The sequence below is a fragment of the Argonema antarcticum A004/B2 genome (genome assembly GCF_023333585.1).
GTDB classification, from domain to species: domain Bacteria; phylum Cyanobacteriota; class Cyanobacteriia; order Cyanobacteriales; family Aerosakkonemataceae; genus Argonema; species Argonema antarcticum.
Genome location: NZ_JAIQZN010000065.1, coordinates 17454 through 41713 on the forward strand (window position 1 = coordinate 17454; position 24260 = coordinate 41713).

A 24260-nucleotide genomic window follows, 5' to 3' on the forward strand; every position below is an offset into this window, starting at 1 on the left:
TTAATACTTTTAGTTTCAGCATAAATACAGTTGTAATTTTACCAGATTGTAACTAATGTAATATAAAGTTAAATTAATTAATATAAATTAATAACATTTTGCTTAAATTTTTATTAACTATAAAATTACTCAGCATTTTTTAAGTAGTATTAAATCTTATTATAAACCTTACAGAGACTCCTACTAAGTAATAATACATAGGTGAATCGATGCCGGAATTTTTGCGAAGCTTTTTTGCTCAAGGGCCATTTATTCCACATGGCCATTGCTACCTTTGGAAGCCAGGATTGGTGTGGCTGCACATCGCGTCGGATAGTGCGATCGCGTTAGCATATTACTCCATCCCGATCGTGCTTTTCTACTTTGTCCAAAAGCGACGGGATTTGCCATATTCAGGCATATTCTTGTTATTTAGCGCGTTCATAATTTTTTGCGGCACAACCCACATTATGGAAGTGTGGACGCTTTGGCACCCCGACTACTGGCTATCCGGCGTTCTGAAAGCCTTTACTGCTGTACTTTCCGGGTATACATCGATACGACTGGTGTCAATAATTCCCCAGGCACTGGCGTTACCGAGTCCCGCACAATTGGAAGTTGAGATCGGCGAACGCAAACTGGCAGAAGAGGCGCTGCGAAAAGCTTATGATGAGATGGAAAGCAGAGTCCAGGAGCGTACCGCCCAATTAAGCCAAGCGATCGAGCAATTGCAGAACGAGATTGCCCAAAAAGAGCGGACATCTCAAGAATTAAGAGCAAGCGAAGCGCAACGCAAACAAGCTATTGAAGAATTGCGAACCACCAACCAAACTTTGCAAACGTTAATCGCAGCTTCGCCATTAGCTATTGCTACTATCAATAACGATGGAAATGTAACGATGTGGAATCCAGCGGCAGAGAGGCTTTTTGGCTGGAGCGAAACTGAAGTTTTGGGCAAGCCTCTCCCCATTATTCCTCCTGAGCAACAGGAGGAGTTCCGCACTATAGTTCAGACTGAATTGCAGGGCGAAGAACAGACTGGTTTGGAATTACGCAGACAAAGAAAAGACGGTTCGCCAATTGATATCAGCCTCTGGACAGCACCGTTGTTTGATGGCAATGGAGTTGTGACTGGCTGCATAGGTTTATTTGTTGACATCAGCGACAAAGTGAGAGCCGAACAAGCGCTGCGAGAGAGCCAACAGCAGCTTATGGCAATTATGGATAATTCTCCAGCAGTTATCTTTGTGAAGGATACTCAAAGTCGATACAATCTGATCAACCGTCGGTTTGAAACTCTATTTCACATTGACCGTGAGGAAATCAAAGGCAAGACTCAATACGATATTTTTCCTTATGAAATAGCTGATAAATTGCGGGCAAACGATCTTAAGGTACTCGCGGCTGGAACTCCGTTAGAAAGTGAGGAAGTTGTTCTTCAAGATGACGGACTGCATACGTATATTTCTGTCAAATTTCCTCTTTACAACAGTAGCGGCGTCCCTTATGCAATATGCTCCATTTCTACCGATATCACCGATCGCAAACGAGTCGAGGAAACATTGCGGGAAAGTGAGGAGCAATTCCGCATCACATTTGAGCAGGCTGCGATCGGCATCTGCCATTGGGGACTAAACGGTGAATTTATCAAAGTGAACCAAAGGTTTTGCGACATTGTTGGTTACACCGAAGCGGAATTGCTGAAGCTCTCATTTGAGGATATTACCCATCCAGATGATATGGCCGACTTGACGCAGTTTCGATCGCTAATCGCAGGTGAAATTCCAACTTACTCAATGGAGAAACGTTACCTGACTCCGTTAGGCAGAATTGTTTGGGTAAATCTCACTGTGTCGGTTGTACGTTCTCTAGCTGGAGAGCCGAAATATGAAATTGCAGTAATTCAAGACATCAGCGATCGCAAACAAGCGGAGGAGGAACTCAAAAAATCTCTTAAGAACTCATCCGACCTCAAATCAGCTTTGGATCAAGCTGCTATTGTCGCTATCACTAACCGCCAAGGAAAAATCACCTACGTCAACGATAAATTCTGCGAATTATCTAAATATTCCAGAGAAGAAATAGTTGGACAAGACCATCGAATTATCAATTCTAGCTATCATTCCCAAGAATTTATCCAAAACCTGTGGTCAACTATTAAAAGCGGGAAAATTTGGAAAGGAGAAATTAGGAATAAAGCTAAAGATGGGAGTTTATACTGGGTTAATACCACCATTGTTCCCTTGTTAGGTGAGGGAGGAAAACCTTTGCAATACTTGGCGATTCGCTTCGATATCACCGATCGCAAGCGAGCAGAAGAAGAACAACAAAAATTAATAGCCGTTATAGAAAGTTGCTCTGACTTTATTGGCATGGCCACGCTTGACGGGCATCCTATCTTTCTCAACGAGGCCGGTCAAAATATGGTAGGGATTGAGGGGATGGAAGAACTCAAGCAAAGTACGCTATTTGACTATTTTATGCCAGAAGATTTAGCAGAGTTTAGAGAGGAAATTCTACCAGTTGTGATGGCAGAGGGACGCTGGCAAGGAGAGTTCCGCTTTAGGCACTTTAAGACGGGCAACAGCATACCAATTTATGCCAATGTCTTCAGTATCAAAGACTCTAAAACAAGTCAGCCGATAGCTATAGCTACGATTACAAAAGATATTACCGAACAAAAGCGTGCTGAGTCTGAATTACGGCAAAGTGAAGCAAAATACCGAGAATTGGCGACTAGAGAAGCACTGCTCAACCGACTTGCCAGTCAAATTCGCAGTTCTTTGGACATCAACACAATTCTGGAAACAGCTGTGCAAGAGATTCGGAATATGTTGCAGATCGATCGCTGCGTGTTCATTTGGTATCGACCGGAAGAAGGAAAAAGTGAAGAAGAAAAATTGATTCATCCTTCCGGTAGCTGGGAATTTGTTCAGGAAGCTAGGAATTTAGCATTCCCCAGTTTGTTAGGTCACTCGGTTCCTGTGACAGCGCTTGGCTTATTGGCAATTAAGGTTTTTAATAAGGAAATAACTCGTGTGGACAATGCTAGAGCTTTGACCGATCCAGTAGAGCGAAGATTATTTTTTAGCTTAAGCTACACGGCTTTATTGGCACTGCCAATACATACAAAATCCGGCGAAATTGGTATAGTTAGTTGCAGTCACTCTAGCGGTTCTCGACCTTGGCGCGATGCTGAAGTGGAACTGCTACAAGCAGTTGCCGATCAATTGGCGATCGCGATCGATCAAGCCGAACTCTACAAACAAACTCGCATTGCTGCTGTGAAAGCCCAAGAGCAAGCGACTAAGCTAGAACAAACTCTGCGCGAACTTCAACAAACTCAAGCTCACCTCGTGCAAAGCGAAAAAATGTCCAGTTTGGGTCAATTGGTTGCTGGTGTCGCTCACGAAATTAACAATCCCGTTAACTTTATTTATGGCAATATTACCCCTGCTAAAGAGTATGCGGAAGACTTGCTGAAGCTACTTTATCTCTACCAAGAAAACTATCCAAATCCCGTCAAACAAATTCAACAAGAAGCTGAAGCAATTGACTTGGATTTCATCAAGGAAGACTTGCCAAAAATCATTGATTCGATGAAGATAGGGGCCGATCGCATCCGTGAGATTGTTTTATCCTTGCGAAACTTCTCGCGACTGGATGAATCCGAGACGAAAAAGGTGGACATTCACGAAGGGATTGATAGCACTCTGCTGATTTTGAAAAATCGTCTCAAAGCAAAAACGAATCGTCCAGACATTCAAATCATTAAAGAATACGGCAACCTACCGCTAGTGGAGTGCTACGCCGGACAGCTAAATCAGGTGTTTATGAATATCTTGAATAATGCGATCGATGCTCTGGAAGAGGCAGCGGGGCAGCGGGGCAGCGGGGCAGAAGAGAAATCTAAAATCCAAAACCCGGAGATTCGCATTCGTACAGAGATTAATGAGAGCGATCGCGCGATCGTTCGGATTGCCGATAATGGCCCAGGAATGACAGAAGAAGTACGGCAACGGATTTTCGATCCATTTTTTACAACTAAACCAGTAGGTTCGGGTACGGGTTTGGGAATGTCCATTAGCTACCAGATTATAGATAAGCATAAGGGCCAATTGGCGTGTATTTCAGCGCCAGGACAGGGTGCGGAGTTTGTCATTCAGATTCCGATTCAGCAGCAACGTTAGTTATGAATGCAAGCATCAAGCTTGGTAGCATTGTTTTTGTATAGTTGAATATACAGAAACCAATTCTTTATCTGCTCACTAAGTTTAAATTTCCTGTAACCTGTTTTTAACTTTACCTTAATAAAAATACTATAAAATTTTGGTATTAACTTTATAACGCTCACTAAAATAATATGAAACGGCGTCATTTTCTATGGAATTCCCTATTATTAATAGCAGGTTGTACAGCAGCAACTAGCAATCCCAATGGTAGCTCTTCCAATTCAGTTACAAAAAGTTTGCCTGAAAAGCTACGATTTACAGTAACAGATGTTCAAAAACTGGAAGACTTACAGCGGGATTATGGAGCATTGCGGACGGCACTAGAGGAGGTATTGCAGCAGAAAATTGAGTTTGTCCCCGTCGAAAGTTACACAGCAGCAGCAGCAGCTTTGCAGTTAGATCGGTTGGACTTAGTTCTCACCGGGCCCTCTGAATACGTGGTCATGCGTGCCAGGACAAATGCTGTTCCTATTATGGGCATCACACGACCAAATTACCGCACCGTTATCTGTGTTTCTGGAAACAGCAAAATCGCGTCGGTAGCAGAGTTAAAAGGTAAAAAATTGGCAATGTGGAAAGTAGGCTCAACAAGTGGTTATCTTGGGCCTACAAAACTTTTAATTGATGCTGGATTAGATCCTAAATCGGATCTAAAAATCCTCACGTTGGGAAGTGACGGACTATCAGCGTTAAAAAAAGGTGAAGTTGATGCTTGGGGAGGATCTGCTGTGAAATACGAGAAATTTCTCCAAGATGAAGGTTTATCTGAAAGTGCGTTTCCCGCGATCGCAAAAGGGCCACTCCTCCCTGACGATCTCTTTGTTGCCAGCAGCAAACTTGATTCTGGTTTGGTTCAACAAATTAGCTCGCTCATGGTTAAAAATCAGGAGAAACTGCTCCAAAGTCTTTTGTCCGTCGAGGAAGGAAAGTACAAAGGATCTAAGCTAGTTCCCGCGAATGATTCGGATTACAATATGGTGCGGGAGGTCTATAAAGCAATTGGACAAGGCAGTTTCATTCAGTAGAGACTAAAACGCTAATTTTTACTTAAAGTTAAATTTTGTTTTAACTCATTTTAAAATAAAATTAAATTTTTCTTAACCTATTGAGTAGATAGGCATTAAAAGAATATGTAAAATTAGTGTGTAGACTAATTTACGTATAGAATGTTACTGAAAAAACAAGTAGGTCTTTTCTAAGTATCAAGCCTTAATTTATTACGTCAACAATACCCACCCTTTTTAAATGGTAAAAACCCGATCGAGCAGATGGGTTTCAAAAAGGGCAGATAATTACAAGTTGGCGTGGAGCAAGCTTAACAATCGGAAGGTTTTTCTATGCAATTTCATAAATCTAGACTTTCCCCAGAGAGTCTAAAAAGCTACCTTGTCCTGCCTAAATCTAATTCAGAGAAGCAAAGGAATACCTCAAAATTTAACTCAAGCTGGATAAAACGCATTATCCCGCGCTTGAGTGTCGCCAAAAAGATTGGGTACGGCTATTCTTTAGCTATCGGTATAGCAATTTTAGGAACAACTGTGGGACTGGTTATTGGAGATTACTACAGAAAACAGGCTTATGAACAGCTAATCATTGCCGATCAGCAGCAAGATCTTCTGGGTGAGTTAAAAGAGGCTGTAGGCGAAGTGCGATCGCATCCCCAACGACTGGTTACGGTACTGGGAGAATCAATCTGGTTTGAATACGAAAGCGCCAAGTTTTTTGGAGATGTTAATCGGGTTAAAACAACACTCTCTAAATTTATTTTTTTTATAGACAACAACCACCGTAACTTAGTAATAGACTCCACCGATTTAAAGGATTTATTGAAGGGTTACGAAACGAATACAGAATCATACACTCAGTTAGTTAAGTTACTCTGGCAACAAATCGATCCGTCTAACTTGAAACCACAAGAAATTGAGGCAGCACAGCAAAAATTATTGACTTTTCTCAGAGGTAAATCAGCCACTGGTGTAAGCGTTAAGTTCGATCGCCTCTCGGAGAGTTTAAGCCGGATCGAAGAAGCAGCTAAGACTCAACAGCTACAAGCAAATAGCAAACTTGAGCAAGCAGAGTTATTGAGATTGCAAATTATTGTTAGCAGTATGTTTCTGTCAGTAGCAGTCGCCACAGCGCTGGGGTTTTATACCAGTCGTCAGATTGCTCGTCCTATAGAATGGGTGAATCAAGTAGCTCAGCAAGTCACCCAGCAATCAAATTTTCAACTAATAGTTCCCGTCATGACAGAAGATGAAGTGGGATCGTTAGCTACCTCCCTCAATCAGCTGGTAAAATGGGTAGGAGAGTACACTCACGAACTGGAACAAGCTCGTCAGACATTGGAACAACGGGTAGAGGAGCGCACCCAGGAACTTCAGCAAACAGTTCTTGAACTCAAAGAAACTCAATCTCAACTAATTCAAAGTGAAAAAATGTCCAGTTTGGGACAATTGGTTGCTGGAATTGCCCATGAAATTAACAATCCAGTAAACTTCATTTACGGTAATATTGAATATACTAAAATCTATGCAAAAGATCTGCTTGAGTTGGTAAATATGTATCAGCAACATTACCCTAATCCAATCCCGGAAATACAAGACAAAATTGAAGATATCGATCTTGACTTCCTCGCAGAAGATTTGCAGAAGATACTGTCTTCTATGAAGATGGGGACTGAACGGATACGGCAAATTGTTCTATCTTTGCGTAATTTTTCGCGGCTTGATGAAGCTGATATGAAACCAGTGGATATCCATGAAGGAATTGAAAATACGCTGTTGATTCTCAATAGTCGTCTGAAGCGAGACATTGAGGTGATCAAAAAGTATGGGGATTTGCCTTTGGTAGAGTGTTATCCAGCTCAGCTAAACCAGGTATTTATGAATATTATCGCTAATGCGATCGATGCGCTAGAAGAAGTACACAAATCTAGGCAAGAGGAAAAATTTAACTTCTCGCCTCAGATTATAATTCGGACAGAAAAAGTAGATCTTAACTATATTCGTGTGGGAATAAGCGATAATGGATCGGGGATTTCTTCAGCAATTAAAGACAAATTGTTCGATCCGTTTTTTACGACAAAACCAATTGGTAAAGGAACAGGTTTAGGACTGTCTATTTGCTACAATATCATTGAAAAACACAAGGGTAAAATTGAGGTTATTTCGGCACCGGGAGAGGGAACGGAGTTTGCGATCGCACTTCCGATCCAAACACAAAAGTAGTTTCGGCCCGATCGCACAACTTCGGGAATTGGGAGAGGAATACGGCCCGATCGCTAAACTAGAGATACTTGCTACCCATTTTAGATATAATAAAAGAAAAAAGCACGATCAATTATGGTTGAAACTGTTGGAATTACCAAAGCGATTACTAATCTGAACGACATTCGCAGCAAGTTTAATCTCAGCGAGGCGACTGACCCCCAGTTTTTCACAGAATGGTATGAGGAGCTTCCTGAGATCGGCGAGAGCGAAAAACAATCACTGAATCGGCTTAAAAATCGATACCTCTATTATGCAGCAGAGGGACCGATAACAGAAGGCACGGTCAATATTATTATGCTGTCTCCGCTTTTAGAATTAATGGGATTGTGCGATCCGCCTTTTAAGGTTCTGGGAGAGCAATATGTGAAGGTGGAAATTGAAGGGGGAGGCGAAGAGGAACCCATATTAGAAGGGTTTATTGATGCTTTGGTCGTGCGAAATAAACTTTGGGTGGTGTTAATCGAATCCAAACGCTCTAGTTTTAGCGTTTTGCAGGCTCTTCCGCAAACTTTAGGTTATATGATGGCAAATCCCACTTCAGAAATGCCAGCTTTTGGGATGATCACAAATGGTGAGGACTATATTTTTATTAAGCTGAATAAACAGGTGCGTCAGTATGGTTTATCAAATAAGTTCACAGCACCATCTATTGATGAAAACAACAATCTATGCAGGGTGATGCGGGTGATGAAGCGAATTATTGGTTTGGTTCTACAGTAAGGATAGGTATGGGCGATCGATCTTGACCCACAAGTATAATACGATCGGGAAGGCGATCGCAACCGTGAGTCTTTTGGGATGCTGCCAAATATAGAACGATGAGCTTATAGCCAAAATTGGCGATCGCCCTGCAACATACTCGGATAAATCCCGTTTAACCGCAAATAAGCCATGCGATCAGATCCATAAAGTGGCATCGGCAACCGAGGCGTTTGTAGCGATCCATGATGCAGTAACGTCAGTTTAAGAGTGGTTTCTACAACATCTTCAATTGATGCTTGATGTCCATCCTCATGCACTGTCAAACGTAGGGGACGAGCCAACCCAACCTTTTCAGAAACCTTAGTTGTCACTACAACTGCTTCACGAGAGGACAAACGAAACGCTAAGCCTTTTTCCGGTGCTGTGACAATTTTATGATTCAGGTTGTATAGTCGGGGAATACAAGACTTGCGACACTCCACCAAAATAAACTTAGCTTTAATTGCGTTTGCCCATTTCCTTAAATGCTCGACTTCTTGACCACAAAAAGAACCATCCCGATAAATCAAGGTAGTTTTGTCCCTCATTTCACCAGCGGGAAGCAATGTTTCTAGAAGTCGTTGAGGGATTTCTTCACCTTCAATTAAAGCATCTTCGATACGATAGCGAATAAACTTCCCTTGGGTATCATAAAGTCGCACACTAGCACAAGCATTAACTGTTCCGGGCAACCTTTCCTTGGATTCTCTGGAAACATCCAAACCAATGAAATAGTGAGCAATCTTTAAAGGTTCAGCCAGAATGAAAGGCAAATTTCCTAACTTCGCCAAAATTCCTGGAATCACTTGATTGAGTATTTGGCGGGGTTCAACACTGCTCAATGTATGGGCATAAATTACTTGGCTAGCAAGCTGACGGCGGAGCAAGCGTGAGTAAACCCAATAATACAGGCTGCCTCCGTCGTCCTTATCAGTGTTGCGATCGCTCTGAGGTAAAAATGTCAATACAATGTCAGTCGGAATTTCCATTAATTCATCAACCGATCTCTCTACTTCTGCTCTAGCATCAGCCCCTATCAAATTGTTAACCACTACTGCTTTTCTGGTAACTATCTCACTATTAAAACCATAGCTTTTTAAACGTTTAATAACTTCGTCTAAAAAATAATTTACACTTAAATCGCAAAGCTTTACAGCTGCAATGCGAATTGGTCTTGAGGGATCGCGATAATCATTGTGACGGCTATAAACACCACCGTTGCGTTCAGAGAGTCCCTTGAGAACATCTCCTCTTTTGCCAATGAATTTCTTTCCAAACTCCAGTGGTGTTTCATCAAGCGGCTTCAGCGGTTGCCAAAATAATTCTGGATATTGACGGCTGTTGATACTACGCTCCATTTGAAATCCATAAGCATCTAGAGCCATTTCAGCCGTTTGTTTGTAGGAAGCCAGGAGGTCTGTTCGTTCTTTATAACCAATCTTTGTCCCCTTAAGCAACTTTCCATAGTCTACTTCAAATCTGTCAGCTGTTTCAGATGTAACGCAGGGGCGAAGAAAGGCCATAGGATAGTCACGTTGCTCTCTGTTTCTGAACTGTACGGTAACTAGAGTTTGGTCGTCTGGAGCGTTCAATAAAGCTTTTTTGCTGCTTTCACGGTTTGCTTTCTTGATTAGTTTTTCTCTATGTTCACCCACATTCCCCGGAAAATTACTAATAGTACCGTAACTCCAATCAAATTCAATATCTCGAACTTTTAGACCTTTCAAAAGGGTTTTAAAGTTTTGCCGATAAGGATGATTTTCATAGAAATCTTCCAAATTGCTCCGATAGAGTATACTGCTATGAACTGTTAAAGCCAGAGCAGGCTGTAAACTATTTTGCAGTTCGATAGTTTCTGGCCAATAATCTATTTCTCGCCTAACTTCAACCTTATTATCAGACAGAATTAGCGGTTCTTCAAATTTAGTTCTCCTCAAAACCTGAAAAGCTAGTTGCGCCTTGATAAAAGGTGTCAAGTGTCGCTGGCGCACCAATTGGACTGAGTAGTAGCGATCGCCAAAACCCTTTAATTTTTCTTGAACATCCGCTAGTATATCTTTCCACTCTTGTAGGGAAGGCAAGGATATATTCGGCATTCCCAGAGCATAGAAATATGGGTCATTCCAGATAACAACTATACTGGTTAATTCCCGACTGAAATGAAAACTCAAGCGGTTGCCATCCTTCCGTTCAATTTCAGGACTCAGCCGGAAGCACATGAAATTAGGCTGTGAGATGTCTAGCGGGAAAATCTCGCTCAAAAATGTGGGAGTTTGAGTAGCTTGAAAATTAGTCATGGCCTCACCTAAGAGACAGAAAATTCACAAATTGAGTTAAATGGGCAGTATTGGCAGTTAATACCCGAATTGGGTGGAAAGATTTGGGCAAAATCGTCTGGATTTTGCCTGTAACGTTTTTTTTCCAAGTCATGCAGCTGGGCTATCCGCGCTAACTCAATCTGGATGGCATTAAGCTGGGCAGCGGTTGCAGAAATTGGCTCTGACCACTTACCGGATTCCAAGTTATAAAATGAGGCAATAGCTTTAGAGTGCGGGTAGAGATAGTTAGCTGCCAGTAGGTAAACAAATCCCTGTCGGCGATCGAAGTCAGATTTACCCGTCTTGAAATCTAAAATGTGCAGTGTACCATCTGGCTCTGTAAAAATGCAGTCGATAGCAGCAAAAAAGTTGAAAATATAACTCCCCTGCTGGATAGTAATTGGTGTAGGAAATCCCTCATCCCCTCGGTTCAGATGAATGATTGTCTTTCCAACTAAAATTGGATTAGTCTGGTAATTTTTCAGAATTGAAATCACTCGCTCCTGAACTTCATCCGACTCTTGGTACAATTCCAAAATCTCTGCCACTCGCGCCACACCGTCTGACTGATTTAACAGGTAAGTCTCTTGATGAAATTCGTAGACGACCCTTTGCGCTAAATGACCAATCCGCTGGGGTGTGTTGTCTTGCTCTAAAAGAGCTGCAACAGATGGTTCTTTCTTTCGAGCCTTTTGGAAACCCCGCTTCATGTCACAATGCCAGCGTTCTTGGCCTACAGGTGGAGCAAATAAAGACCAAAGATTATAGCTGGCAAACGGTCGCCAAATAGTCTTCACTGTAATACTCCAGGAAGGGATAGTTGCAAATATTTTGTTGGCTCTTTCCAGCCTTGCTGAATTGCCTCCTTTTTCAGTGCAGGTTTGATGAATTGCGGGGAAGCCGAAGACATCAAGATACTGGGGTAGACGGCATTACCCCAGCTAGGGTGAGTTATTATAGAGCAGTTACCAGTAGTGACTGGGAAGCCCAGTAACGCCGTAACTACAGCTGTGTCATCGTGAGGGATTTCTCCTCGACGTGAAAGCCAGGGATAACCATCGCGAGGATCTATCAGATCGGCCAAGAATCCTTGGTCGCGAAGATGGGAAACCACCGTGCAGCCAAAGCGCATGAACCTTTCCCGCAACCGATCTTTCTCTCTCTCGATGTGAGTTGCAGTCTCCCCTAGTGCAAATCGGGATTGCTGCAACACAACCACAACCCAGGCAACAGGCAAAGTCCAATCCGGTAAGACTCGCTCTAGGTTTTTAGACATGAACGAACTGGGTTGGTGAATAGAGATCTGAACTTCTTGCCCCGTTTCTGTGACTAGCTCGATTGGAGAGCTTTGCTGAAATGTATAAACTTTTGGAGAAGTCATAAGGTTCTATAGTGTTTTTGGGACTCTATGTTCTACATGATATCCGCCAAATCGACGCTTAATAGAAGTTGATTTTTTAGTCAAAGTTGCCTATTTAGTCAAGCTAATTGCTATTTTTTTTCGTAGTTTCAGGGTAAGATAGTACAAAAATACTAACTAAGAATATGAACCAAACAAGCTTCGGTAAAGTTATCCGAGACGCTCGTAACCAAAAGGGGTACAGTCAGAAAGAACTGGCGAAGGAAATCAACGTGCATTTTACCTACTTGTCGAAACTAGAAAACGATCGCCCTGACAACCCCCTCAACGAGGAATACATTCGATCTTTAGCACACCACTTGGATCTGGACGCCGAAGAGTTAACTTACCTCGCTGGTCGTATCCCCAAGCGTGATGAGGATTTTTTTAAGCAAAACCACAAGCAGATGCCTGCTTTATTCCGTCGATTGCAGGAAGATCCTAATTTTGCTCAAAAAGTCTTTCAGGAAGCTGCACAACCAGAAGATGAGGAGAACCAAAGTTGAGCGTAATCAAACCGCATCAATATTATCATAAGGAAGAAATTGAGAAGCAGGCCAATGACCTTCTCAGGCGGATGCAGGAAACGCCCAAGTTCTCTCCCAGATGGCCTTTAGATGTCACTCGTGTAGCAGACTTTCTGGATCTGGCTGTTGTTTGGGACAGCATACCTCCTGAAAACGGAGAGCCGATATCGGCTAGGATTCTGCCGTTAGAACGTCTAATTGAGATTAATGAAGATATTCTAAACCTATCCGAAGGATATGCAGCATCGACCATCGCCCATGAAATTGGTCACTGGGTACTTCATGTTGACCAAGATAAAGCTGATTGTCTTGTAGAACAGATGGAGCTAGGTCTACTAGATAATGAGTTAACTGTAGAGCCGTCCTTGTGCCGCCATACTAGCGTTGGGCTTAATAAAAGCAGTGTTAACAATCAGATTGATTGGAGGGAATGGCAAGCTCAGTATTTCGCTAGCTGTTTGCTAATGCCTCGACACATCTTGGAAAAGAAACGAGTGGGGCGTGATTTAACCAACTGGCGTCACCTATACGCAATGGCAGATGAGATTGGTGTGACAATATCTAATCTTACAAATCGATTACAAAACCTTGGCTGGATTCACATTCCTGAAGGGTCTCGGCAAATTTATCTGGGTAGTGCTGCACCCAGTCGAAAGAAGTCGAAAGAAATAGGCGTTGGGCTAGAGAGCGATCGCTCCTCATTCACTGAACTACCCATACTTGGATTTAATGAATATGGAGTTAATAATAATCATCATTGCGATCGTACTGATTTTTCAGTTTTTTAGAACAAATCACGACAGCGATTCTGGTTCTACCCAGGTTCGCAGCTATAGACGCCGGGATGGAACTCCCGTTCGATCGCACTACAGGCGTAAGCCAAGAAAGTAAATAGATGATTAATAACCAATGGCCCGATCGCTCTAAATAGTTACGAATGGTTTAAAATTTTATTTCCTCATACAACCTCTGTTAATCAACTAAAACCTCTTCCGCCAAGAACGCAGAATACTAATAATTAACCACAACCCCAAAAAACTGGCCGCAGCAAATAAGCCCGTACTCAAAATAGATAGCTGACTCCCCTGCGCGTTAGCAGAGATAGTTGCCGCCCCCATAATCAGCGAACCAACCAAAATACTAAACGAAAGCCTATTAGCAGAATCATCCAAACTGCGGCGCAACGGTTCCAGTTCTTTTATCGTTATATTCCATTTTATAGTTTCAGATGTTACCCGTTCTAACAATAACTCAACCTGGCGCGGAGATTCCAGCGACAAACTTTTGAGATCCAAAGCAGTTCTCAATAAAGTTTGCAGCGGATTATCTCCAAACAATTGCCTGCGGAACAAATCTGTCAGCAACGGCTTAACTTCGTCTAACAGGTTAATCCCTGGGTCGAATGTACGTCCAGCGCCCTCCAAATTTGCGATCGTCTTCGCATATAAACCCATATTGCTGGGCAATTTAATTTTATTGTCGCGGGCAATTTGCAGCACTTCATAAAATACCTGACTAAAGTTGATTTCCGACAAACTCCGGTTATAATACTTTCTTAGCATCCGGTCATAATCATTTTCCAACTTAGCCACATTGCCAAGCTGATTAGACTCCGATAGTTGCAGAGTTAACTGACTGCAACGTTGAGCATCAATATCGACAATTGCTAACATCATTTCCGTCAAAATTCCCTGAGTGCGCGGGTCTAAACGCCCGACCAAACCGCAGTCAAGCAAAGCAACTCGGCCATCTTTTAGATAAAATATATTGCCGGGATGCGGGTCTGCGTGAAAAAATCCATTAATAAAAATTTGCTGAATGAAAGCGCGGAATAAAAGTGTTGTTACCTGGCGTCGGTTTAGAGCCGTAGAAACACCGCTTTTACCATTATTTTCGCTTGTGAAAGTTGCTGACAAAAGCGGCACTCCATCCAGCCACTCTAAAACCAGTAACTTTTCCGTCGTAACATCCCAAAAAACTTCTGGTATTACCAATTGCTTGGGGTCAAACCAGCGACTGGTAGACATATTCCGCCGCAGTAGATCTGTGTAGCTGGCTTCTTTGGTAAAATCCAACTCATCCCGCAGCGCATTAGTAAATTCTTCGGCTAAGCCTTTGAAATCGTAGGTTTGACCGAAGTCGGTGCGAGCGGCTAAATCCGCTACACCCCGGATTAAACTGATATCTTGGTCAACAATAGTATCAATTCCAGGACGTTGAACTTTTAATGCTACTTCCCGTCCATCTGCTAGCGTCGCTTTATGAGTTTGTGCGATCGAACCTGCCGCAACTGGTCTAGGATTAATAGAGGCAAAAACTTCTTCTAAAGGCTTTCGCAATGCCTGCCGCAGGACAACTTCGATATCTACCCAAGCAACTGGCGGCACATCATCTTGGAGAGTCGATAATTCTTCAATGTATGATGATGGCAGCAAGTCGGGACGAGTACTCAGCAACTGTCCCAATTTGACATAAACGGGGCCTAATTCTATTAATATTTTCCGTAGAACTGCTGGCGGCGGTAACTGAGGTTCATCGGCTTTGCTACCAGTCAGCAACCGTCGCATATAGTCCCAGCCGTTGCGTAAGAAGACTTCGATAATATCGCGCTGACGAGAAACGTTTTGAGTTAAAAACATAGTTGGTTAGTTGTTAGTTGTTATTGGTCATTAGTGATTTGGAGAATTAGCCTAATGACTAATGACCAATTACATAGTTAAAGTGGAAAACAACAAGGAAGAACGATACACCTAAAACCGGCGTTAGTATGTGCGGAAGTTAAGGTTTTGCTGGCTAAGGCGCAATTCCTGAATCTTTGGATCGAAGATTCCAGGGCGGAAACTAAACTTTGTTCTGTGAGGATGTTTTTGACATAATCAGAACAAGATTCACCACCATGCAATAGTCGATGAGGACAAGCAAAACCTTTTTTGGGGGAAATGGACTTTTGATAACCGCTAATCAAATTAATTAGTGTTATCTGGGTTACCGATTCAAAAGTGCTGGTTTGCATAACCATCTATCTACAAAAATGAAGCACAGTTAATGTGTAGCTAAAAAAGTCACGATCGCGCATCTGCCAATAGTTTTAATTTTCACAACAAGTCGGTGAATTTTGGATCGTCTTGCAGTTTTTTAAGTACTTGCTTAATCTCCTGGGTGCGGTCTTTTTTGACAATTAGGGTGACGTTTCGATCGCGCACGATCACCACATCCTCCATCCCAATGGTAACAATCACCTCCGACTCATCGGCGGCGTAGAGAATTGCCCCCTGCGTATCTAACCCAACATGAGTAGCTAATTCTACATTCTGGTTATCGCCTTTGAGTAAACGTTCGATCGCATTCCAATCCCCCAAATCGTCCCAACCGAAAGAAGCAGGTAACACATACGCCAGGTTCGTTTTCTCCATCAAAGCGTAATCGATACTCTTTTTCGGCAACTGGGAATAAGCAATTACGCCTTTTTCTTCTAGCGGATTCATAATTTCCGGTGCGTGGGTACGGAGTTCTTTTAGCACAACCCCAGCGCGAAACACGAACATTCCGCTATTCCAACTAAAACGATCGGTTGCTAAAAACGCTTCTGCCGTTTCGCGATCGGGTTTTTCCGTAAACCGACTCACCTGGTAAGCAGGTAACTCCCCAAACGTGGCAATTTGTTCCCCTTGCTCAATATAGCCGTAGCCAGTAGACGCATAGCTTGGCTTAATCCCCAACGTTACGATCGCATCTTTATCGGCGGCTAGTTGAGTGGCGGCGGCGATCGTTTCCTGAAAAGCCGCCTCATCTGCAATCCAGTGATCAGCCGGGAAAAAGCCCACTACAGCGTTCTCGCCATAGCGTCTGGCGATTTCCAGGGTTGTCCAAGCTACAGCTGGCGCGGTGTCGCGTCCCTCCGGTTCTACCAGCAGGTTGTCAGCTGGAAGTAGGGGTAATTGCGATCGCACTCCATCAGCCAACTGACTGGACGTACAAACCCACAACTTCTCCCAGACTCCCGCCATTGCCAAAAGTCGGTCAGACGTGGCTTGCAGCAAGCTTTTGCCACTTCCATCTAAACTTAAAAACTGCTTAGGCCGATGCTTGCGGCTGAGGGGCCAGAAGCGTTCCCCTTTCCCACCAGCCAGAATAACAGGAATCAAAGAGTTATTCATTGTTTATTTTTTTGCCATTTCCCCATATCGTACAAGGTTTTTCCTTGTTCAGGGTAACACTTGATTTTGGGGTTTGGTGATTAGATTGAGGACAGGTGTTAATTCCTCTGAAATACCTGCTAACCTAATGGCAACGCAGCCATGCTGATAAGCAACTTCAACGGTTTGCCCATCGCCTAAAGCTTTGTAAAATCCCTCTGCAAACTTAATCGCCGCTTTATCACCAATTGCCCGATTCATACCGACGACATAGTTGATGTATTTGGCGATCGCCTTTGCTTGTACCTCCGAGTAACAGCCGTTAAGAACAACACAATCAAGCTGGTCAGCAAACAGTTTAAACAATCCCGCTAGGGCTTCTCCATCGACTAACTTTGCTTGCCCAGTTTCATCCTCAAATACCAGACCGTCATCTCCCGTACCATGCCCAGAGAAATGAACAATTTGGGGATTGTGCTCCAGCATTGCCTGCTGAATATCTCCTGGTCGCACTGCCCACTTCTGCACTAGAATAAACCGATCGCGATTTTTAGCTTGCTGTAGGCTTTCATCGATTTCACGGACTTCCTCACCCAAACGCACTGGTGTTGTGCCTTTTGGGTTAGCTGCTAAAATCAAAATCTTTCGCTTTATCTCGCCTTTGTTAACTATACCTTCGTTAACGTCTGGTTTGGCTATTACACCGATTGTTGATGTTTGATTGATTCCTTCTCCTACAGCAAATTGTCCGCTATTGTTACCAGAAAAATTGATATTGTAACTGGTTGATTTTGGTTGTTCGTTCATGGTGTTTTCCTGATAAAAGTAAAATGAACTAAGTTAAATTGTTAACCATCATTATCGAAGGGATATGCCAGGTGTTGATGTTTCAGGTTTCGGTTCCTCTACGGTAATAGTAACTGTGGCAGTAGCTTCTCCGCCTTTACTATCGCTAATCCTGTAGGTAAATGTATCTGTACCAGAAAAGCCCCGCTCAGGTGTATAAGTTATAGTTTGATCGTCATTAATTTTCGCCGAGCCTTTTTCACCTTGAGAGGTGCTTATAATTGTGAGTGAATCGACGTCGGGATTATCGTTTTTTAGTACATCAATAAGTATTCCTTCTCTGAGAGCAGAACTGTTAATATTTATGCTGTCATTATTTGCAACTGGTGGTCTATTTTCTGGTGGTTTCGGTTCCTCTACAGTAATAGTAACTGTAGCAGTAGCCTCTCCACCTTTACCATCGCTAATCGTGTAGGTGAATGTATCTGTACCAGAAAAGCCCCGCTCAGGTGTATAAGTTATAGTTTGATCGTCATTAATTTTCGCCGAGCCTTTTTCACCTTGAGAGGTGCTTATAATTGTGAGTGAATCGACGTCGGGATTATCGTTTTTTAGTACATCAATCAATAAGTATTCCTTCTCTGAGGCAGAATTGTTAATATTTATGTTATCATTATTTGCAACTGGTGGTCTATTTTCTGGTGGTTTCGGCTCCTCTACAGTAATAGTAACTGTGGCAGTAGCCTTTCCGCCTTTACCATCGCTAATCGTGTAATCAAACTTGTCGCTCCCAAAGAAATCAGGATTGGGAATATAAGTTATATTTGTACGGTTACGGTTAATTTCTACTTTTCCATGTTCACCTTGAGAGGAACTTGTAATTGTAAATGGATCGCCGTTGGGATCTGTATCATTAACAAGCACCTTAATCTGAATGGGCGTATTCACTTGAGTGGTTATTGTATCATTTTTCGCTACTGGGGATCGATTGATTCCAATTCCACTCAAAAGTAAGGATTTCACTTCTTTACCTTCGTTGTCGGTGATAGTCAATCTGGCACGGTGTTCTCCTTCTGTTTTAGGATAAAACTTGATTGATATTTGGCAACTATTTTCCGGAAAAATAGTATTAGGACACTTATTAATCTTCTCAAAGTCGCCTTTATTGTCAATGGGGGTAATCTCACCAACCTTTAAAGGTGCTGTACCTTGATTGATAATAGTGACTGGTTTCGATTGCCATCTATTTACTGATTGTTCTGCGAATTCCAAACTGTTAGGATTTAAACTAACTTTAAGTATCGCTGTTGGTGATGATGGCGGCGGTGTAATTATCGGTGGTGATGATGGCGGCGGTGTAATTATCGGATCTGGAACGACCTTTGGCCAAATAGACCAAATCAGCGATCCACCGAATATTAAAACTAAAATACTAATTGCACTTTTAAACACAACTGAAAAATCTGATTTTGCAGGAGGATTTGGCTGGGGTGTTACTGGTACTAAGTTTAGGTTATGGCGGGTAATTTCTGCCCCAATTTTGTCACCTAATGATTCTCGGATTTGCAATGCTTGATTGAGAAAATTGTCAGCAGTCACATAATCTTCTAAACAGAGAGCACGAGTTCCAATTTGATGCAAAGCCCAAGCTTCAGATGGTCGATCTTTCAATCCCTGTGCGGCTTGCAATCCCCATTGCAAAAATTGCTGCCATAATCCCCATTTTTTACTCAAAGCTAATCTGCTTTCTACTACTTTTACTAAGTACAATATTTCTGTCCAACGCCCAACTCCAATGGCCCACTTTATGGTTAGCAAGAGCAGATTAATTTCCAATAATAAACGACTAGGCTGTTGAGCAGAAAAAGTTGTAAAATAAGTAAGAGATTTTTCTAACCAGGTTGTTAAATCCCACTCCGTTTGCAAAACTTCAGCTAAACTGTGGTTGATACTATAGCGATCGCCATCAGTTTCAACTAAACGCAATTGCACTAATTTATGCAAAATAGTTTCTATATTATCTGTAATTTCTGTCAAAGCAGCCGCCTGTTGTGGTAGGATAAATATTCCACCTAAAGCAGCTAACAGGTGCAAAATTTTTTGTTCTGATTTCGACCGGAAAGATAAGATTTTATTTAGTAATGACTTGGTTGGAATAGTAGGTTGGATTTGACTGACTATTTCTGCAAAAGATTCCCCTTTTTCCCTAACTCTTGCTGCTGCTAAAAGTAACTGTAAAGGATGTCCTTTTAAAATATTACAAAGAGTTTGTGCAACAGCAATTTCTTCAGAAGTTAATGCTCTTTGCAATTCAACTTCTAATAAAGATAAAGCATCTTTTGAAGTAAGCCCTGGCATTAGAATAGCTTTCCCTTCTCCCCACAAGCAACGTTCTGATGAAGCCATTAAAAAAGTGCTATTTGGAACCGCATCCATCAGTTGTTGGAGTTCATTTTGTGCGAGGTTATTATCATCTAAAAGAATAAGAGCTTGTTTATTTTGTAGCGCAATACGAATTTGGGTTTCCGTAGGTTTAAACGTAATTTCGCTTTCGTAAAATGCGTCAAAAAAAGATTGTAGGAAATCGCTTACAGGTAAATAGTTAGTGGAAAAGCTGATCACTCCATCTCGAAATGATGAGGAGGCTTGAGGATGATAAGCTAGATGACGCAAAAGGACTGTTTTACCTAATCCAGCTTGGCTGTAAAATTCTACAGATTGGTTAGATTGAAGGCTGGCGATCGCATTTTCAATCTGTTCTTTCCTTCCCACTAAATTAGGAAAAGCACGCGGACGCAAAAATACAGGTGTGGGGCGTAATTTGGGATTGGATTGCTGTTCGTTGGAAGCAATATTTACTATACCGCCGTGAACTGAACCGATCTGAATGATACGACTTCCGATCGCTAACTGACCGCTATTTTCTCCTTCAAAGTTAACATTAAAACTGGGAACTGGCGGCGCGACAACTTTCAGATTTAGTTCTTGCTGCCAAACGGGATTGCTATTTCCTACTTGCCGTCCGGAAATTTTGGCAACTTCGATCGACTCATCTTGCAATTTTATTATTTCTTGACGAATCAATTCAACTAGAGTCGATCGATCGGGAACTTCAACTGATACAAGGGATACGTACAAACAACCATCTTTTAACCCAACATAGGCAGTAATACCTAATGGTTGTAAAGATTGGTTAAGCGGGGTAGCGATCTGCTGGAACATAGTTGCAGCCTTACGAGTTAGTTTTATTTCTCTCTGTCAGCCGTCGCACCCTCACTCATCACCAGCCGGAAATATACCTTCACAACTTCCCAGAAGTCCCTCACTGGTGATGAGTGAGGATGGGTTAATTGCTTGGAAAAATCAGATACTTCATTATCAGAAGCCGGTGAGAGAAACTGCTTCACCAAAACGGGTGACTTTATTCGATATTTGCCAACTGAGGAAGAAATTTTTAATGCTGAGTGTTTACCCTCCGCACCCTCCGCACCCTCCGCACCCTCCACACTCGCAGCAGAGCAACAGCCCTATATGGAGTTCGTGAATCTCCAGGGGAATGCAACGGTAGGGTACTTTAAGCTGACCCACGACGGCGAAATAAAAAACTGTTATCTCGGATGCTCCAGCCATCGCCTAGCAAACGAATGGGCAAAGATGATTTCTCTATTCTGCTTGTCAATGCCTTTCTCTATATGATATTCAAACGAATTTCACCATAGTAGAGATCCCAAGTTATAATCACCTTGACTTGTGTGTAGATAAAGATACACTCAAGCTGTGGGTTTTCTGGTGTGGTAGGAGTGTGACGAGTGTTAGACGGAGTAGAATCGATTAACGGTGGGTCAGAATCTCAACCATCGAATTTTTCTCAAAAATCTCAAGAGTATTCTGGGACAGTTTTTAGACAGCTGCAAGGCTTGACAGGTCGTTTGCTGAATACCTTCAAACGCCCTCCCATACCCAGGTGGTTGTTTTGGAGTTTGGCTTTAATTGCCACAACGACGGTTTCTGCTACTTTTGGGGCAACTGTGGCGCTGCTTGCACCCCTATCGCAGCAAATGCTTCAGGATCGAAGTCTGTCGCTGCACGAGTTATGGCGCAACGCTTTTGTGTATCGCCTGTCACGACCTGTCAATATTTTAGTGATGGGGATCGATCGCGTTCCCGATGTATCGTCAGACTCAGCCGCCAGCATGAACGGTCGCAGCGATACGATGTTGCTGTTACGAATAGATCCCAAAGCCAATTCGGTCAAAATGCTTTCGATTCCACGAGATACCCGTGTAGAAAATGCCGAATTGAGTATCAAAAAAATCAACCAAGCCAATGCTGATGGAGGCCCTTCTTTGGCAGCAAAAATTGTCAGCAATACGCTTAATGATGCGCCGATCGATCGTTACATTCGCGTCACTGCTGATGCTTTTCGAGAATTGGTAGATCTTGTGGGCGGCGTTGAAGTTTTTGTTCCTTATAAAATGCAATATGCGGACGAAACTCAACATCTAAAAATTGATTTGGAACCGGGATGGCAAACTCTAAATGGAGAACAAGCTGAGCAGTTTGCGCGGTTCCGCCACGATGATAAAGGCGATATAGGTAGGGTGCAGCGACAGCAGTTTTTGCTGAAGGCTTTGCAGTCACGTCTGACGAGTCCAACTATGTTACCGCGCTTGCCTCAAATGATGCGGGTAGTGCAAAGATACGTTGACACTAATATCAGTTTGGAAGAAATGCTGGCCTTGGCAAATTTTGCCCTTAAGCTGGATAAAACTGATATCAAAATGGTGATGTTGCCCGGTCGTTTCAGCAATCCAAAGGAATACAGCGCTAGCTACTGGGTTATGGATAAATCTGGGCGCGATCGCATCATGCACGACTATTTCGGTCTGGACTTAAAGGATGTTGCCACAAATGCCAAACCTTCCGATAATTCTGTTCGCATTGCCATTCAAAATGCTTCCGGTAAACCTCAAATGAGTCGTCACGTTGCCGACTATTTGAAAAGTTTGGGCTTTCGCAATATCTATCTAGTAAAGGATTGGCCAGAACAGGAAAATCGAACTCAAATTATTGTGCAACAAGGTGATTTAAAAGCAGCCGAAAGACTAAAAACGGCTTTGGGTTGGGGCAATATTGAGGCGGCTTCTACTGGTGATATCGAATCGGATTTGACGCTTCGTGTGGGTGAAGATTGGCTTAATTCTTTGACTGGTAACTGAATTATACTGAGAGGTTATACAGACCAGAAACCCGGTTTCTGGTCTGTACCTCACTCATCTGAAAGGCGCTGTATTTACGCCGACCTACTTTTCACAACTGTTCTGGCTCGATTCCCATTTCTCTTAATCGAGCTAATAAGGATTGCGATCGCACTCTTTCCTGTTCCAGCAACTCTTCCGCCGACTGGGCTCGTTGGCGTTCCTGTTCAGCGCGTTGGCGTTCCTGTTCAGCGCGTTGGCGTTCCTGTTCTACTTGTTCTTCTGACCATAGCAGAATATTCCCTTGGCCATCCCACCACCGCAACCAGTAGCCTGTTCTCCCGTCGTGGGTTCCCTCCCAGACTCCCAGAAATAAGTCTAATCCGGGTATCCAATAATGCCCAAACTCGTCCGGTGTTTGGATACGATAACGCTCCGACTCTAAAGCATAGACCTCAACGCGCCCCGTATTCGGTCGAAAAATAACGTAACGGGGAACTTGAATTACTCGCTCATAAAAGAACCATTTCCCAACACTCTCACTAAACTCGACCGAGTATTCTTCCCCATAAGTTGCAGAGAGAAACTCCATTACCACTTGAGGAACAGTTCCTTCTGTATGTGGGGTGTAACTGCGACGAGGTTGGGTTGATTGCCAAGGTTGCACTGGTCGCACGTACATCCAATCCGGCGCTTTGCAGATAGTTCGATCGTCAATTGCAGCACACAAAGCAAAATTAGAAACAATCAGCGCGTCTTCGCACAGTTCGGGAAATGCCATTAAAGGCTGGCGCAGTGCGGCTGCGAGTAAAGGCTGGTCGGTATTTTCCACAGGGTCATCGGGTAGTATGAAGTCATCTGGCAATAGAGGCCAGGTAATTGACATTTGTGGGACTGGTGTTTGAGCGATCGTCTGCATTATCTCGCCTCACTGTCGCCTATACTTAAACAGTTAATATATATCTTAGTCCAATGCTGTGCGAACATTAATATATAACTCTCGATTTATTCCCATCTTAGTATGCTTTCACAGTTTCCCATTACCGTAAAAACAATTTGGCAGCGTTTCTTAGCTCTAATTATAATGTTGAGTCTGGCATTTTTGTGGATAATGCTGGGTGCAACACCTCTCGCTTTTGCACAGTCAAATACAGTTAATTACACCAAAACGAATCTAGAATATCGCGATTTTTCCAACAGTGACTTAAATGGTGCCGTTTTCGCGGCTGCCCAAATGCGGGGTGCTAACTTACAGGGGTCTAATCTAAGCAATTCTATTTTGACGCAAGCAATTCTATTCGAGGCGAATTTAGCAGGTGTTAACCTTTCAGGTGCATTAGCAGATCAAGTGATATTCAATGATGCCAACTTGACTAATGCTATTTTCAGAGAAGCACTGATGATTAGCTCAAGATTCAACGGTGCAACGATCACTGGGGCTGATTTTACGGATGCGCTGATCGATCGCGCTCAGGTGAGACAGATGTGCCAGCGTGCAGATGGTGTCAACCCAATTACCGGCGTTTCGACGCGGGATAGTTTAGGATGCCCCTAACAGCCCCACAAGGGTGTGGTCTCTCACCAGTTGGTGATGTAGGGGACAAGGAGGACAAGGAGGACAAGGAGGACAAGGAGGACAAGGAGGACAAGGAGGACAAGGAGGACAAGGAGGACA

At 42.9% G+C, this 24260-nt stretch carries 17 protein-coding genes and 1 pseudogene; 8 read left to right on the top strand and 10 right to left on the bottom strand.

From position 1 onward, the window contains the following. Window positions 1-209: 209 nt before the first annotated feature. The 4 genes from LAY57_RS23905 to LAY57_RS23920 all read left to right on the top strand — a co-directional run bounded on the left by LAY57_RS23905 (window position 210) and on the right by LAY57_RS23920 (window position 8200). The gene (locus tag LAY57_RS23905) at window positions 210-4169 is read left to right on the top strand and encodes a PAS domain S-box protein (protein ID WP_249069606.1); all 3960 of its coding nucleotides are present in this window, start codon (window positions 210-212) and stop codon (window positions 4167-4169) included. 173 nt (window positions 4170-4342) lie between these two features. Further along, a complete protein-coding gene (locus LAY57_RS23910; RefSeq protein ID WP_249069607.1) occupies window positions 4343-5236 on the top strand; it encodes a PhnD/SsuA/transferrin family substrate-binding protein in 894 nt (297 codons plus the stop codon). Between the two features lie 312 nt (window positions 5237-5548). Further along, a complete protein-coding gene (locus LAY57_RS23915) occupies window positions 5549-7438 on the top strand; it encodes a sensor histidine kinase (RefSeq protein WP_249069608.1) in 1890 nt (629 codons plus the stop codon). A gap of 114 nt (window positions 7439-7552) precedes the next feature. Further along, window positions 7553-8200, top strand: coding sequence for a type I restriction endonuclease (locus tag LAY57_RS23920; RefSeq protein ID WP_249069609.1), 648 nt, complete (start codon window positions 7553-7555; stop codon window positions 8198-8200). Window positions 8201-8304: 104 nt separating this feature from the next. On the opposite strand, the gene LAY57_RS23925 is transcribed toward LAY57_RS23920, so the two are convergent. Genes LAY57_RS23925 through LAY57_RS23935 form a run of 3 tightly spaced genes read right to left on the bottom strand, consistent with a single transcriptional unit; the run spans window position 8305 to window position 11920 of the window. Beyond that, window positions 8305-10518, bottom strand: coding sequence for a Piwi domain-containing protein (locus tag LAY57_RS23925; RefSeq protein ID WP_249069610.1), 2214 nt, complete (start codon window positions 10516-10518; stop codon window positions 8305-8307). A gap of 8 nt (window positions 10519-10526) precedes the next feature. Beyond that, entirely contained in the window at window positions 10527-11336 is an 810-nt protein-coding gene (locus LAY57_RS23930; protein ID WP_249069611.1) for a PD-(D/E)XK nuclease family protein, read from the bottom strand. Next, window positions 11333-11920 carry a methylmalonic aciduria and homocystinuria type D protein gene (locus LAY57_RS23935; protein ID WP_249069612.1) on the bottom strand — a complete coding sequence of 196 codons (588 nt, stop codon included), beginning with the start codon at window positions 11918-11920 and terminating at the stop codon, window positions 11333-11335. Before LAY57_RS23935 ends, LAY57_RS23930 begins: the two co-directional genes overlap by 4 nt. A 164-nt stretch (window positions 11921-12084) precedes the next feature. Here LAY57_RS23935 and LAY57_RS23940 point away from each other — a divergent pair, with 164 nt between their 5' ends. Continuing rightward, window positions 12085-12444: a helix-turn-helix domain-containing protein gene (locus LAY57_RS23940; protein WP_249069613.1), complete on the top strand. Its 360-nt coding sequence runs from the start codon at window positions 12085-12087 to the stop codon at window positions 12442-12444. After that, window positions 12441-13106 (top strand): annotated as a pseudogene (locus LAY57_RS23945) (ImmA/IrrE family metallo-endopeptidase); the annotation flags it as partial. The gene LAY57_RS23940 and the pseudogene LAY57_RS23945, both read left to right, overlap by 4 nt. A 339-nt stretch (window positions 13107-13445) precedes the next feature. Here the strand turns inward: LAY57_RS23945 and LAY57_RS23950 are convergent. From LAY57_RS23950 to LAY57_RS23975, 6 genes are all read right to left on the bottom strand, one after another. Beyond that, on the bottom strand, window positions 13446-15104 hold the full coding sequence (locus LAY57_RS23950) for an ABC1 kinase family protein (protein WP_249069614.1): 1659 nt from the start codon (window positions 15102-15104) through the stop codon (window positions 13446-13448). A gap of 77 nt (window positions 15105-15181) precedes the next feature. Next, entirely contained in the window at window positions 15182-15484 is a 303-nt protein-coding gene (gene yidD / locus LAY57_RS23955) for a membrane protein insertion efficiency factor YidD (RefSeq protein ID WP_338022475.1), read from the bottom strand. Window positions 15485-15560: 76 nt separating this feature from the next. Beyond that, window positions 15561-16622 carry a mannose-1-phosphate guanylyltransferase gene (locus LAY57_RS23960; protein WP_249069616.1) on the bottom strand — a complete coding sequence of 354 codons (1062 nt, stop codon included), beginning with the start codon at window positions 16620-16622 and terminating at the stop codon, window positions 15561-15563. Between the two features lie 48 nt (window positions 16623-16670). After that, window positions 16671-17408 carry a CHAT domain-containing protein gene (locus LAY57_RS23965; protein ID WP_249069617.1) on the bottom strand — a complete coding sequence of 246 codons (738 nt, stop codon included), beginning with the start codon at window positions 17406-17408 and terminating at the stop codon, window positions 16671-16673. Window positions 17409-17459: 51 nt separating this feature from the next. Beyond that, complete coding sequence (locus tag LAY57_RS23970; RefSeq protein WP_249069618.1) at window positions 17460-20609, bottom strand: Ig-like domain-containing protein; 3150 nt, start codon at window positions 20607-20609, stop codon at window positions 17460-17462. 23 nt (window positions 20610-20632) lie between these two features. Further along, on the bottom strand, window positions 20633-20893 hold the full coding sequence (locus LAY57_RS23975; protein ID WP_249069619.1) for a hypothetical protein: 261 nt from the start codon (window positions 20891-20893) through the stop codon (window positions 20633-20635). A gap of 303 nt (window positions 20894-21196) precedes the next feature. On the opposite strand from LAY57_RS23975, the gene LAY57_RS23980 reads away from it, so the two are divergent. After that, on the top strand, window positions 21197-22606 hold the full coding sequence (locus LAY57_RS23980; protein ID WP_249069620.1) for an LCP family protein: 1410 nt from the start codon (window positions 21197-21199) through the stop codon (window positions 22604-22606). Between the two features lie 91 nt (window positions 22607-22697). On the opposite strand, the gene LAY57_RS23985 is transcribed toward LAY57_RS23980, so the two are convergent. Beyond that, the gene (locus LAY57_RS23985) at window positions 22698-23504 is read right to left on the bottom strand and encodes a Uma2 family endonuclease (protein ID WP_249069621.1); all 807 of its coding nucleotides are present in this window, start codon (window positions 23502-23504) and stop codon (window positions 22698-22700) included. 102 nt (window positions 23505-23606) lie between these two features. Here LAY57_RS23985 and LAY57_RS23990 point away from each other — a divergent pair, with 102 nt between their 5' ends. Next, on the top strand, window positions 23607-24140 hold the full coding sequence (locus LAY57_RS23990; RefSeq protein ID WP_249069622.1) for a pentapeptide repeat-containing protein: 534 nt from the start codon (window positions 23607-23609) through the stop codon (window positions 24138-24140). Window positions 24141-24260 lie beyond the last annotated feature (120 nt).

What these genes read in the sequence shown, in the direction of transcription:
- LAY57_RS23905 (WP_249069606.1), top strand. Translation starts at nt 210, where the DNA reads ATGCCGGAATTTTTGCGAAGCTTTTTTGCTCAAGGGCCATTTATTCCA.
- LAY57_RS23910 (WP_249069607.1), top strand. Translation starts at nt 4,343, where the DNA reads ATGAAACGGCGTCATTTTCTATGGAATTCCCTATTATTAATAGCAGGT.
- LAY57_RS23915 (WP_249069608.1), top strand. Translation starts at nt 5,549, where the DNA reads ATGCAATTTCATAAATCTAGACTTTCCCCAGAGAGTCTAAAAAGCTAC.
- LAY57_RS23920 (WP_249069609.1), top strand. Translation starts at nt 7,553, where the DNA reads ATGGTTGAAACTGTTGGAATTACCAAAGCGATTACTAATCTGAACGAC.
- LAY57_RS23925 (WP_249069610.1), bottom strand. Translation starts at nt 10,518, where the DNA reads ATGACTAATTTTCAAGCTACTCAAACTCCCACATTTTTGAGCGAGATT.
- LAY57_RS23935 (WP_249069612.1), bottom strand. Translation starts at nt 11,920, where the DNA reads ATGACTTCTCCAAAAGTTTATACATTTCAGCAAAGCTCTCCAATCGAG.
- LAY57_RS23940 (WP_249069613.1), top strand. Translation starts at nt 12,085, where the DNA reads ATGAACCAAACAAGCTTCGGTAAAGTTATCCGAGACGCTCGTAACCAA.
- LAY57_RS23950 (WP_249069614.1), bottom strand. Translation starts at nt 15,104, where the DNA reads ATGTTTTTAACTCAAAACGTTTCTCGTCAGCGCGATATTATCGAAGTC.
- yidD (WP_338022475.1), bottom strand. Translation starts at nt 15,484, where the DNA reads ATGGTTATGCAAACCAGCACTTTTGAATCGGTAACCCAGATAACACTA.
- LAY57_RS23960 (WP_249069616.1), bottom strand. Translation starts at nt 16,622, where the DNA reads ATGAATAACTCTTTGATTCCTGTTATTCTGGCTGGTGGGAAAGGGGAA.
- LAY57_RS23965 (WP_249069617.1), bottom strand. Translation starts at nt 17,408, where the DNA reads ATGAACGAACAACCAAAATCAACCAGTTACAATATCAATTTTTCTGGT.
- LAY57_RS23970 (WP_249069618.1), bottom strand. Translation starts at nt 20,609, where the DNA reads ATGTTCCAGCAGATCGCTACCCCGCTTAACCAATCTTTACAACCATTA.
- LAY57_RS23985 (WP_249069621.1), bottom strand. Translation starts at nt 23,504, where the DNA reads ATGCAGACGATCGCTCAAACACCAGTCCCACAAATGTCAATTACCTGG.
- LAY57_RS23990 (WP_249069622.1), top strand. Translation starts at nt 23,607, where the DNA reads ATGCTTTCACAGTTTCCCATTACCGTAAAAACAATTTGGCAGCGTTTC.